This is a genomic window from Winogradskyella sp. PG-2 (assembly GCF_000828715.1).
GTDB lineage: Bacteria > Bacteroidota > Bacteroidia > Flavobacteriales > Flavobacteriaceae > Winogradskyella.
In genome coordinates, this window is record NZ_AP014583.1 from 2,537,604 (window position 1) to 2,549,632 (window position 12,029).

11 protein-coding genes are annotated in these 12,029 nt (G+C 30.0%); 3 read left to right on the top strand and 8 right to left on the bottom strand.

Annotated features, from left to right (window positions below; translation table 11 throughout):
• Nucleotides 1–320 precede the first annotated feature (320 nt).
• The 4 genes from WPG_RS11325 to WPG_RS17515 form a co-directional block, all read right to left on the bottom strand.
• Nucleotides 321–2,960 (bottom strand): CHAT domain-containing protein, encoded by a 2,640-nt coding sequence (locus tag WPG_RS11325; RefSeq protein WP_045472648.1) that lies wholly within the window; start codon nt 2,958–2,960, stop codon nt 321–323.
• Entirely contained in the window at nt 2,908–3,084 is a 177-nt protein-coding gene (locus WPG_RS18220) for a hypothetical protein (RefSeq protein ID WP_171817177.1), read from the bottom strand. Before WPG_RS18220 ends, WPG_RS11325 begins: the two co-directional genes overlap by 53 nt.
• A 177-nt stretch (nt 3,085–3,261) precedes the next feature.
• Nucleotides 3,262–3,783, bottom strand: a complete 522-nt coding sequence (locus WPG_RS17790) for an IS30 family transposase (protein WP_084221568.1) — start codon at nt 3,781–3,783, stop codon at nt 3,262–3,264.
• Complete coding sequence (locus WPG_RS17515) at nt 3,762–4,265, bottom strand: IS30 family transposase (protein WP_052471246.1); 504 nt, start codon at nt 4,263–4,265, stop codon at nt 3,762–3,764. The genes WPG_RS17790 and WPG_RS17515 overlap by 22 nt, the downstream gene beginning before the upstream one ends.
• Nucleotides 4,266–4,948: 683 nt before the next feature.
• Between WPG_RS17515 and WPG_RS11340 the strand changes: the two genes are divergently transcribed.
• From WPG_RS11340 to WPG_RS11350, 3 genes are all read left to right on the top strand, one after another.
• Nucleotides 4,949–5,434, top strand: coding sequence for an RNA polymerase sigma factor (locus WPG_RS11340; RefSeq protein WP_045472653.1), 486 nt, complete (start codon nt 4,949–4,951; stop codon nt 5,432–5,434).
• Between the two features lie 4 nt (nt 5,435–5,438).
• The gene (locus WPG_RS11345) at nt 5,439–6,047 is read left to right on the top strand and encodes a hypothetical protein (protein WP_045472656.1); all 609 of its coding nucleotides are present in this window, start codon (nt 5,439–5,441) and stop codon (nt 6,045–6,047) included.
• Between the two features lie 98 nt (nt 6,048–6,145).
• Nucleotides 6,146–7,543, top strand: a complete 1,398-nt coding sequence (locus WPG_RS11350; protein ID WP_045472659.1) for an alpha/beta hydrolase family protein — start codon at nt 6,146–6,148, stop codon at nt 7,541–7,543.
• A 696-nt stretch (nt 7,544–8,239) separates the two neighbouring features.
• Here WPG_RS11350 and WPG_RS11355 read toward each other — a convergent pair.
• The 4 genes from WPG_RS11355 to WPG_RS11370 all read right to left on the bottom strand — a co-directional run bounded on the left by WPG_RS11355 (nt 8,240) and on the right by WPG_RS11370 (nt 11,964).
• The gene (locus tag WPG_RS11355) at nt 8,240–8,971 is read right to left on the bottom strand and encodes a CPBP family intramembrane glutamic endopeptidase (protein ID WP_045472662.1); all 732 of its coding nucleotides are present in this window, start codon (nt 8,969–8,971) and stop codon (nt 8,240–8,242) included.
• 124 nt (nt 8,972–9,095) lie between these two features.
• The gene (locus tag WPG_RS11360) at nt 9,096–9,908 is read right to left on the bottom strand and encodes a LytTR family DNA-binding domain-containing protein (RefSeq protein WP_045472665.1); all 813 of its coding nucleotides are present in this window, start codon (nt 9,906–9,908) and stop codon (nt 9,096–9,098) included.
• 137 nt (nt 9,909–10,045) lie between these two features.
• Complete coding sequence (locus WPG_RS11365) at nt 10,046–11,227, bottom strand: integrase core domain-containing protein (RefSeq protein ID WP_045472232.1); 1,182 nt, start codon at nt 11,225–11,227, stop codon at nt 10,046–10,048.
• Nucleotides 11,228–11,451: 224 nt separating this feature from the next.
• Nucleotides 11,452–11,964, bottom strand: a complete 513-nt coding sequence (locus WPG_RS11370; protein WP_045472667.1) for a DUF6933 domain-containing protein — start codon at nt 11,962–11,964, stop codon at nt 11,452–11,454.
• Nucleotides 11,965–12,029 lie beyond the last annotated feature (65 nt).

The following is a 12,029-nucleotide window of genomic DNA, read 5'->3' on the forward strand; positions in this document are numbered from 1 at the left end:
TATAGTGGGGTAAAGAAAAATATATTAAATTTCTACGTTGCTATTGTTACATTTTAGGTGTTTTATACTCTATTTGCAATACACTAAAACACACCAAAGAAAACTATCTTGTAAATTATTATTATGGAAATTTAAGCATGTAAAACATTTCTGTAATGTAAAGTGTTTGTTTCATAATTAATATTAGATAACATTGTTCATTTCATATTTAAAGTATGATTAGAATTTCAATTATTAGGGGGCAAATTTGCCAGTTTTTTTTAAAATATTTCTATCATTTTCGCGTTAGATTGGTATTTGTTTTATGTTTATTTATAAACTTATTCAAAATATACAAAAGCAGCCCATTTTTCAGGTTCATCTCTGTATTTAATCATCATTTGCTGTTGTGCTTCTTTAAAAGCTTTGCTAGGACTGTTGTAGATTTTCCAATTGGTATAAAATAGGTTCATAAACTCAGCAGTTTCTGCATCTGAGACAGGCCATAAACTCATAATAATGGTTTTTACACCTGCCATTTTAAATGCTCTTTGTAAACCATACACTCCTTCAGATCCGTTAATATCTCCTAACCCAGTTTCACAAGCACTTAATATAATAATATCTGTGTTTTTTAAATTGAGGTTAGAGATTTCTAAAGCGGTTAAAATACCATCATCTTCTTCATATGGATTGTTGCCATATTGCCAAGCATAATTTGCATTTGAAAAAAGCAAGCCAGATCTTAATAAAGGGTTTTCATAATTTTGATAATTATTTTGCTGATCTAATGTCTCATTTTTTTTTGGTTTTGTAAAGAAAAATCCATGAGTAGCAATATGTATTACAGAAGGACTATTGCCACTCAATTTTTTAAAAGCAGTTTCAGTGGCATTATACCCAGAAAGTTGTTTAGAGTTGCCTAATAAGTTATTAATATTCTTTATTTCTAATTCTGTTCCTTTTAAATACGCAAAACCATTTCTATAAATCTCTCTCTTTTGCGTAGAATCCAATAATTCTTTTTTTTCTAAATAATTATTGATAAACTTCTTTTTCTGTTTTGTGGAATCTACATTGTAATTATATTTTACACCACCAATTAGTAAAATGTCATTTAGGTTAGGTTGTTTCTTATTAGTGTTAATGTCTGCGGTATTTCCCATTTGTTTTAAATCATACAATTCTCCAATTAACTTATTATCTTTATTTGGTAAAGCAGCAAAAGGTATTCTATGCAACAAACCATCAGGAGAAAAATAGATGGTACTGCTACTATCAATATATTTTTCTAAAGGTTTCCAAACCAAATTATAGATGCTATCTGCAACGGCTACATCGGTTTTGTTAGATGTAGCGATGGCACCTCTAGTTTTGTATAAATTATTAGGGTTGTTAGATATAGAAAAGTGTTTTTTGAGTTGTTTTTCTTCAAAAAGATTGACCACTTTTGGGATTTTCCAGTTTTTTTTATAGAGGTACGCGACATACATTGTGCTGTCTGTTAATTGTTTTTTATGGAGTTTGAAATGTGTAAATTCTATAGCAATATCATTTTCCTTTAGTTGTGTTTTCTGCCAATCTTTTACATAATTTATTTCTTCTTTAAAATTTGTGGTGTAAAGTGTAATGATTTCTCTTTCTAGTTCTTCTAAACTGTCTTTTTGTTTTGTAAAGTTGTTTGCACGTTCACTTATTGGTAACTGTAGTTGCGAATTAATAAAAGTTCTTTTAGATCTAAATTGCAATATTTTATCATTAATACTTTCGTCGTTTAAAGTTTTTAATTGATTTAAAATATTTTTAATTGCATTTAACAATAACCCTTTACTGGTGAGAATGTTATTCATGGAATGGATTATTCCCTTATCATATTTGTTATTAGTAGCATAATTAAAGTTTGAAAATTGGTTTAAATCATTATCTAAAATATTGACTACAAAATCAGATTTATTCTTTTCTGTTTTAAACATTAAATTATTTGAAATCTTATCATTAATGTATTTATTATAATCAACTAATTGTTCAAATAGTTGATTGTATTTGTAGGTTGCATAATATAGTTTAAATGATTGTTTTAGTCTGGGGTAATACTCGCGTGATACATTATAATTTGTTAGGCTTTCTTTTTCATCTTTTAAAATTTTTGATAACATAGTTAATGATAATTCATAATTTTCATTGGCAAAATACGTGTCACTAATCACTTTATAAAAATGAGGGTAAAAAGTTATGATATCTTTTTTTCTATCAAATTCAAATGAATCTATGAGGTTTTCAATTTTTATGACATAATCTAGTGATGATTGTGACTCATTGAATAACATTAATTCTAATTTGTCAATATGAAGAGAAATAATTTGATACATTTTTGTGTTTAATGTATTTTGAAATACGCTTTTATTTTTGTGTAATAAGGTTAATTCATTTATATGTTTTTCAATTAATTCGTCAATAACTTTATTAGAAACAAAGATCATTTCGAAATAACTTTGTTCATTTCCAATCGCTTTTTGTAAAAGAAGAATTCTTTTGAGATATAAAACGGATTCTAAATTATATTCTTTGTAACCATTAGTAGTTTCGCGTAGTAATTCTTCGTAGGTTAATAAAGCATTTTCATAATCTTCAATCAAAAAATAAGTTTCCCCTAATTTTTTTAGATATTGTAATTTGTATTTGTGATTGATCTCTTTTAATATATTATATATCTGAATTGTTTTATCATAATTGCCATTTAGAAAATTCAATTTGGCTAATTCTTCTTTAACATTAATTTCTAATTCAGGGTAAGCATCTCTTTTAATTTCTTTATCAATCTTAAAAGCAATGTCAAAGGCAGTATTGTAATCTTCTATTTCAGAGTAAATTAATAATAATTCATACTTTCCATTTAATTCACATAATTTTAAATCTTCATCTTCTAAATCAAGTTTGCATAATTCTATGGCGTTTTTTTTGAGTTTTAATAGCTTCCTCAAACATTCCCCATTCTAAATATCTATGTGCCATATATGATTCCGAACTATAAGCAGAAGTTACTTGTTCTGTTTCTTGAGAAAATCCAAAAAACGGAATGAATAAAACTATTATTATATTTTTCATCATCATTAATTTCTCAAAATAAAACATATTAGCTCTCCTTTATTTTTTATCTGTTTCAAGCTGTTTTTTGAAATTTAAAAGGATAAATTTTTTTAAAGGGATTAAAACTTATAATTTAAGAGACCAAGCTGCATTCAAGGTTCTAACGCAACAAAAGTTGCTTTTTTTTTGTTGCTACTAAGCTACCTTTTTTAGTTCAGAATCCATAATTTCTTGGGGTGTTTTAAAGCCTATAATTTTTCTTGGTCTGTTGTTAAGTTTTTCTTGAATTGACATGAGTAATTTTTCATCAATTTGGTTAAAGTCTGTTCCCTTTGGAAGGTATCTTCTAATGAGTCCGTTTGTGTTTTCATTAGTACCTCTTTCCCATGAAGAATAGGGATGAGCAAAGAAAATTTTCATGCCGGTATTTTGAGTTATTTTTTCGTGTCTTGCCATTTCTATTCCGTTATCGTATGTCATTGATTTTTTAAATATTTTGTTTAATTGATTAATTTTAAGCGAAAACATTTTAGCAACTTCATCGGCTTTTTTAGCGTTTAATTTTATAATAATAGTATATCTAGCTTTTCGCTCTACTAGGGTTCCTATAGCACTTTTATGGTTCTTGCCAATTATTAAATCTCCTTCCCAATGTCCAATTTCAATTCTGTTTTCAATATGCTTTGGTCTATTGTCTATACTGACTTGGTTGCTAATTTTACTTCCAGTTCCCCGTCTTTTTTTAGGCGGTCTACGTCTTGTTTTTTACGAACGAGTAGTTTGATAAGCTTTTTGTTTAGACTAGCTTGTGGTTGTGTATAAATGTATCTGTATATGGATTCATGAGAAATAGACATTATAGGATCGTTCGGATATTCTTCTTTTAGTCTACCCGATATTTGTTCTGGAGTCCAGTCTGATAATAGCCCTCTGAAAACATAAATTCTAAGTTTTTTATGAACAGATATTTTATCGGTATTTCTTTTGTTTAGGTAGTCGTCTTTAGCATTCCAATTAGCTAATTCAGCGGAGTATTTATCCTTGTCATTTTGTACCCATTTATTAATTTCCCTAGTGATTGTAGAGCGTGCTCTTTTAAGAGTTTTGGCGATGTAAGCTTTTGACTTATTTTCATTTAAAAGGGTCTCAATTTGTATTCTTTCTTTGAGGGTAAGTCGTCTGTGTTTTTTTACTTTCATGATAACAAATCTATGATTTTAGATTTGTTGCGTTAAGTTATTGAATAGAGCCAATACAATTTTTAATTATTGCTAACGCCCACTGTGTATGGCGTAGTGAGGCGCGCCTCACGGAAAGCCATTGTTGCGCCTGATTAGCTATATACGCTGTTGTGTGTAGTATCGTTCGGAGTTCTCGTAGACTCGACTAAATATATATAAAATTGGCGAGGTGCGACAAACAGTGGGCGTTGGTATGTAATTAGTAGAAGGGCAGCGTTTGGAAAACGCGATTCTACGTGCCGTAGGCAATTACATACCAACGTTTTTGTGTATGGCTCGTTGCGTGTAAATTATAAAATTATTTTCGGATTAAGCACAAGCCAGATTTTTAAATTTTACTATTCATCTTTTTTATTGGAAATCGTCAAAATTTAAAAATTTGGCGACTATCCAAATATGCTATAACTTCGATTAAGCAACTGAATAGCTATGAGTTATATACTGTGTTACCCACCGTTTTTTACAGAAGTTTTTTAGTTTTTCGTAATGTATAAACTTCAATTATTTCGGTGATTAGTAAATGCAATATATCAATTTTTCTTCTCTCTTTCTCATTGAGAATTTTTAGCCAACTAAAAAAAATGAAATATTTTGTGCTTTTTTAAAGTAAGTATATACTAATAGAGTATAGCGAATAATTTATGACACAAGAAAACAAATTTGTAGAAGTAATTCAAGATAATGAAGGAATCCTATACAAAATGACAAGTTTATATGCCAATGATAAGGATGACCAAAAGGACTTATATCAAGATATCGTATATCAATTATGGAAATCCTTTAGCACATTTAAAGGTGATGCAAAACTAAGTACTTGGATATATCGCATCGCACTAAATACATCGCTGTTATTTCTGAAGAATAAGAAAAGAAAAGGATACAAAACATCTCTGGATGGAATAGTATTGATAAATGAAAATTACGATCCAGTTCTTGAAGAACGCCTTAAAATATTATACGCTCACATTAGAGAACTCGGTGAGGTTGATAAAGGAATTGTCTTTCTTTATTTAGAGGGAAAAAAGTATGAAGAAATATCGAAAATAACAGGTATATCCACTAGTAATATTGGAACTCGTATGGCAAGGATAAAAGAAAAATTGAACAAACAGATAATAAAAAAATAAACTTATGGAATTCGAAGAAATGCAAGCGACTTGGACTCAAATGAGCAACCAACTGAATAATCAAAAAAAACTAACGGATAAGTTAATTATGGAAATGACCAAAGAACGTTATAAAAATAAAATAGGTATACTGTCAAAGTATGAAGGTATAGGTGCTGTCATTTGTTTTATAATGGCTATTCTGCTTATTTCGCGGTTTTCTGAGTTGAATACTTGGTATTTATTGGTCTCTGGTATTTTTACTGTTTGTTATTTGATTGTACTTCCATTAATCGTGTTGCGTTCCATTAGAAGTATGAATAGTATAGACTTAACGAATAATAATTATAAGGAAACCCTTATAGCTTATGCTAAAAAGAAAAGACAATTCCTGTTAACACAAAAAGTTGGTGTTTACCTTAATTTTATTCTTTTGGTGGTTAGTTTACCAGTTATTATTAAAATATTTAAAGGAAAGGACATATTTATTACAAATATCAATTTGGTTTACTGGTACATTCCTGTAATGGCAGTTTTTCTAATTTTATTTTCTATTTGGGGATATGGCAAATATAAAAACGTAACGGATTCTGCATCTCAAATCCTGGAAGAGTTTGAAGATACATCTTCTTAAATACTAATCAAAGACCAATTTTATTAAAAATTCAATTACAATTTTATGCTGAAAATTTCAGCAAGCAATACTCTATACTAATTGTAAAAATTAAAACTATGAAAACAAGCATAATCACAATTTGCCTATTTTTTCTAACATTAACGGCACTTTCACAGAATATCACAGGTATATGGAATGGTACTATTGAAGTTGATAAAGATACGAAATTCAATTTTATATTTAATATTGAAGAAGATGGAAAAACATATCAAACTACAGTCGATATGCCAACACAAAGGGTCAATGGAATTAAAGCATTAAAGACATTAGTCACAGCCGATAGTTTAATAATAGACTTTTCAAATGTGGGAATGAAATATAGTGGGAAACTTAATGCCAATCGTACTTTAATTAACGGTAAATTAGTTGAAGGCTTAAATTTCTTTTCCCTAAATCTCTCAAGAAATTTGGTGTTAGAAACACCAAATGTGAATAGACCCCAAGAGCCTATAAGACCCTATTCCTATTTTGAAGAAAATATAAGTTTCACCAATAAGGATGCCAATATAACGTTGGCTGGTACATTTACTCGTCCTAATGGGAGTAAAAAATATCCTGTAGCAATATTGATAAGTGGTAGCGGTCCGCAAGACAGAGACGAAACTATATCAAAGCACAAACCTTTTTTGGTTTTGGCAGATTACCTTACTAAGCAAGGAATTGCCGTACTGCGCTATGACGATAGAGGATTTGGTGCATCAACGGGCAATCATTCTAATGCAACTACTTACGATTTTGCTTTAGATGTTATTCGTGCTATGGATTATTTAAGAACAAGGGACGATGTTGATGCAAATAAAATTGGTTTGATAGGGCATAGTGAAGGTGGTATCATTGCTCCTTTAGTAGCCAATAAATCCAAAGATGTTGCTTTTATCATTTCTCTTGCTGGAACTGGAATTTCTGGAACAGAACTCTCTGTCATTCAGTCCAAAACGATGCGTCCATTCCCTGTTCCTGATGAGGTAGTTTACGAAAAGGCAATTAGAGAAGCAATTGAAATTGCAAAACAGAATAAGGATGTTTCAGAAATAAAACCTGAATTAAAAGCACACTATAACGAAACTATTGCTCCCATACTCAAAAATCTTGGTGTGCCAGATGGTAAAATGAATGAAATTATTACGAGCTTGGTAGCGATGCGAACCACAAAATGGGTACGGTATTTTTATGATTATAATCCAGCAAATGAATACGAAAAAGTGAATTGTCCTGTCCTTTCATTAAATGGTAGCTTAGACACACAAGTAGAAGCAAAGATTAATCAAGATGGTCTGCGCGAAGCATTAATCAAAGGAAAAAATAAAGATTATCAAATCATTGAAATCGAAGGTCTTAATCATTTGTTCCAAAACGCTAAAACTGGTAAAATGGATGAATATTCTGATATTGAAGAGACGTTCTCTCCAAAAGTTCTCAATTTAATTTCTGATTGGATTTTGAAACGTATATAACAGGAAATGAAGTTTTTTGCATTGTATTGGTGCTAATAGTATCCAAAAATCATAAGATAATTGGTGTGCAGGATGTTTTTTTGAAATGGTGGGTAACCACTGTGTATGGCGTAGTGAGGCGCGCCTCACGGAAAGCCATTGTTGCGCCTGATTAGCTATACACGCTGTTGTGTGTAGTATCGTTCGGAGTTCTCGTAGACTCGACTAAATATACATAAAATTGGCGAGGTGCGACAAACAGTGGGCGTTGGTATGTAATTAGTAGAAGGGCAGCGTTTGTAAAACGCGATTCTACGTGCCGCAGGCAATTACATACCAACGGTTTGTGTATGGTTAGTTGCGTGTTTAAGCAACTAAGTTAACAAACAAATCACAGATAGAAAATTCCAGCGGAATTTTCGTAAGTCCGCAGTGACCTAGCAATTAATTATACACGGTGTTGGCAATAGTTTTTATTATCTCATTACCATTTAAATAAAAGTTCAGATTCTGTCCAGTTTTTTTTTCCAATTATCTATCGTTTGTTCTTTAAAGAGAATATATTTATTAATGAACTTACATTTAAAATCGAAAAATATTTACAAATTACATATGTTTTTATACATTCAAGCCATTGAATTGTTACCGTAACATCATCAATTTCTCTATTTATAAAAACTTATAAGATTTAAATCAAACTAAAAATCACCTTTTATTTTAAATTAAATACCCTACAACATTGATCCATCCATGTAAAATTATTGGAAAAACAAGACTACCTGTTGCAAGACGTATATACATTAATAATAGACCATAAAAACCAGGTAAGAAATCTCCCCAAATGATAACGGTATTCCAATTAGAATCTACATGGATAACATGAGTAAAATAGAACATACCAATCATAATGATAGCTCCCCAACTCCAATTTACTTTAGCAAATTTCCATTTTTGAAGGAAAGCTCTATCTAGTATTAAAAGCATAATACCACGATAATAGATTTCTTCTTCAATGCCCGGCATACTTAACTGATAGAGCCAGTCACTTACATCTCCTTTTTTTATTCCGCTAAAATAAAACCAAGCCAGACCAACTGCAATTAACGCAGTGAATATGGTTGCAACTATGCCTGCTTTTTTAGCAATCCCGTTTTGTGATAGTCTTAAACCCCATTCCCCATGCTTTTTTGGAAAAAGTATGTAAGAGCAGAAAATTAAAAATATAATGGCTGCAATTTTGCCTTCCCAATTATACCTACCTGGAATAAGGTCTGGATATGTGCCATCCACACCCAAAAAAAGAACAATTTTATGAAGTAGAAATATTCCAACTGCTAAGCCTATCCATTTCCAATTCACTTTGTTTCTGTAAATAATAATAGGGATGAGTATAAAAGCTATAAAAATTACCCATTCAACTACAACCTGATTGTAAATTCCAAAATTCATCTTGTCGCTAATCAAAAATTATTTGATTTTGCAAATAAATTAAGCATATGATTATTGACCAAACAATTGTGATAGAACTGAAATTTTTTATTTGAAAATGAACCAATTGGGCTAAAATTGAAACTCAGGGACGATTTTGAAGGTATTTTTTGACTGCAAGAAAATGTTTTGGTGAGATTGGTATAGGTTCATTTAATGATATCATAGATATAATTCCTTTTCTAGTATTTCCTGAAATAGATTCGATTTTTAATGGATTTACTAAATAGGATCTATGAATATGCTGAGCAGATGGGATATTAATAATTAATTTTGACAATGTCATACGAATCATTTTTTTTGTTAAGCTTCCATTATCTATATAATAAATATCTACATAATTAGATTGTGCCCTTGCCATAATAAAATCTTCTTCAAAAAAACTTAATTCTTCATCTTGATTATTACCTTTTATATTTACTATTGGTTGATTTTTTAATCTTAAAGGTTTTATTACAATTTTACTAAACCTGAAACGCAAATAAATCCAGAGTGGCATAAATATTGGGATGAACGGTGCTCCAAATTCTTTCGTCCATTGCAACATGTAATTAGTGTTTATGCTTAAGTCATTAACAATATAGGTGTTGTAGAAATACGAAAATATGGAAATGAAAAATAAACCTATTATTAGTATGATTAATTCCTGAAAAAGAAACCATTTTCCGTTACTTTTTTTAAACCAATATTCTTCAAAAAAATGTAGAATTAAAATTGGTATTATAACACACAATCCATAACCAAAAAGTTTTAAATTTTTATATGGGATGTCATTAGAGTAAGAATCAAAGGGTTCTAAGAAAATTAAAATAAAAACGATAATTATTGCTAAAATACAACTTAAAAAAAAAGTATTTAACCAACTTGCAGTATAAGCAATTGCTCTATTCTGTAACATAAAGTTTTTATAATTAGAACTAATGCAAATTTAGAGCAAATGTTTTTATGAACACCATAAAATAATTACTTTACAAATTTTGATGAGTTAACTATGTTCGTTAAGGGACATCGTTTACACAAGTTAAAGATTAGGGTTTACCCTAAATTAGTTTCTAACCTTGTTGATTGTTCCTTCTTTCTTAATTGTTTTTCATTAAAGTACCCTAAAAGTACATTTCTATAAAATACTTTCCAAATTCCATTACCAAGCTCTTCAATTGCTACATATTTACCTTTAAGCGCAGCAGTTAAATATACCCAATAATATGATTTCCATCTTATGGCTCCATTTTTAGTTACCTTAAGAACTTTATATGTTGCATCGTAATCAAAATGAGGTATTCTTTCTGTAAAAGCTCTTGTAGAAAAGTCATGTATATCTGCAGGTGTTTTCATGTTTAAAGCTTCATGTGGTCTTACATGATTATATTCTTTTACAAAGTGATTTAATCTTCTTTGTTGTGCTTTTAAATCATATGCTGAAGGTTTAGCACAAGCGGCTTTTAAATCTCTATGCATACATTCGTATCTTCCGTTTTGTTCTGGGTGAGCAGGGTCAGAAAATACAGGGCTAATTCCAAGCTCAATAAACCAATAGGAAAGTTGTGTAAAACGTTGGATAGCTCTTACCGAACCAAATGGACTACCATTGTCTGTGTGTATTTGTTTAGGGACTCCATATTTCCTAAAAACCTTTGTAAACTCTGCTTTGGCAGACTTTAGATTTTCTTTATAATGTCCTTTAGCAGTAAATAGAAATCTGCTTTTAGAGTCTGCAATAGTTAGTGGGTGGCAGTATATTTTATTGCCCATTAAAAACTTTCCTTTATAGTCAGCACTCCATACTTCGTTACAGTTTTTAGGATCAAAAATAGGGTATACTGGTTTGATTCTTCTCATCCTTTTTTTAGCACATACTAAACCGTTTTTCTTAAGAATATTATGGACCGTAACCACAGATGGGATTTGTTTTTCTGTAAATTCTTTAAACAATAATATTCTTATTTTTTTTGCTCCCCAACGAGGATATTTTTCTTTTAGCTTTAAGATACCTTCTACGATATTTAGAGGTGTTGCATTAGGATGCTTTGAAGGGGCTCTAGAGTGTTCTCTAAGACCTTCATAACCTTGATTTTCGAACCTATTAATTAACTTATAAGCAGTAGGACGAGAGATTTCAAAGTTTTTGCATAATTCTGTAATGGTATACTTGCCTGTTCTCCATTCACAGATAAATTCAATTTTTTGTTCCATAGTTGTCGTTTCTTTCCAAGGCATAATTTCCGATTTTAATCAGAAATTTAGTCTTTAAAAAGTGTAAACGATGTCCCTTTAACTTTGTAAACGATGTCTCTTTACCATACCAAATTACATACCAACGTCTCGGTGTATGGATAGTTGCGTGTTTAAGCAACTAAATTAGTAAACAAATATGAACCTGAGAAAATTCCGAAGGAATTTTCCAAATAAGGACTTGCCAAAGCAATTAATTATACACGGTGTTATACACTGGTGGTTTTTATTATTTCGCTCATAACTTCATTTGGTAGCTTCCAATTCAATTGTTTAAATGGAGTGATGTTAAGTTTCTTTGTCATTTCTCTAATAACCATTGAGTTGAAAATTTCATAATCGTATTTGAGATAATCTATTTTAGATATATAATAATTTATAATTCCGGTTACTTTTTTATCGTTATCAGTTTGACGAAACCTTAATTCTCCGATGTTTTGTTTGAGTAAATCAAAATCCAAAGATATTTTCTCAAAATTTAATTGTGCGTGAAAATTTTCAAGGAATAATTCAGAAATTTTATCTAAATCTTTAGTTGAGAATTGTGGAATTATAACTGAATAAAAAGTTTTTGCATTCACAAAAATTAGATATTTCTTTTTAGCTATAAATAATACAGAAGCATTCCATTTTCCAAAAATATTTTCAAGTTCAATTGTTTGGCTATCAATCTTTTTTTTAATTATTTTCTCCAGTTTTTTTGTCGTAAAAATTTCTGTCATGAACTTTATGTATCGCGTTTATATGATGATTAGTAGCGGACAATTATACGTTTTATTTTCCGCAA

Excerpts from the sequence above, each read along its gene's own strand:
- WPG_RS11360 (WP_045472665.1), bottom strand. The coding sequence starts at position 9,908 with ATGTTACAGAATAGAGCAATTGCTTATACTGCAAGTTGGTTAAATACT.
- WPG_RS11345 (WP_045472656.1), top strand. The coding sequence starts at position 5,439 with ATGGAATTCGAAGAAATGCAAGCGACTTGGACTCAAATGAGCAACCAA.
- WPG_RS11365 (WP_045472232.1), bottom strand. The coding sequence starts at position 11,227 with ATGCCTTGGAAAGAAACGACAACTATGGAACAAAAAATTGAATTTATC.
- WPG_RS11350 (WP_045472659.1), top strand. The coding sequence starts at position 6,146 with ATGAAAACAAGCATAATCACAATTTGCCTATTTTTTCTAACATTAACG.
- WPG_RS18220 (WP_171817177.1), bottom strand. The coding sequence starts at position 3,084 with ATGAAAAATATAATAATAGTTTTATTCATTCCGTTTTTTGGATTTTCT.
- WPG_RS11340 (WP_045472653.1), top strand. The coding sequence starts at position 4,949 with ATGACACAAGAAAACAAATTTGTAGAAGTAATTCAAGATAATGAAGGA.
- WPG_RS17515 (WP_052471246.1), bottom strand. The coding sequence starts at position 4,265 with ATGAAAGTAAAAAAACACAGACGACTTACCCTCAAAGAAAGAATACAA.
- WPG_RS11370 (WP_045472667.1), bottom strand. The coding sequence starts at position 11,964 with ATGACAGAAATTTTTACGACAAAAAAACTGGAGAAAATAATTAAAAAA.
- WPG_RS11355 (WP_045472662.1), bottom strand. The coding sequence starts at position 8,971 with ATGAATTTTGGAATTTACAATCAGGTTGTAGTTGAATGGGTAATTTTT.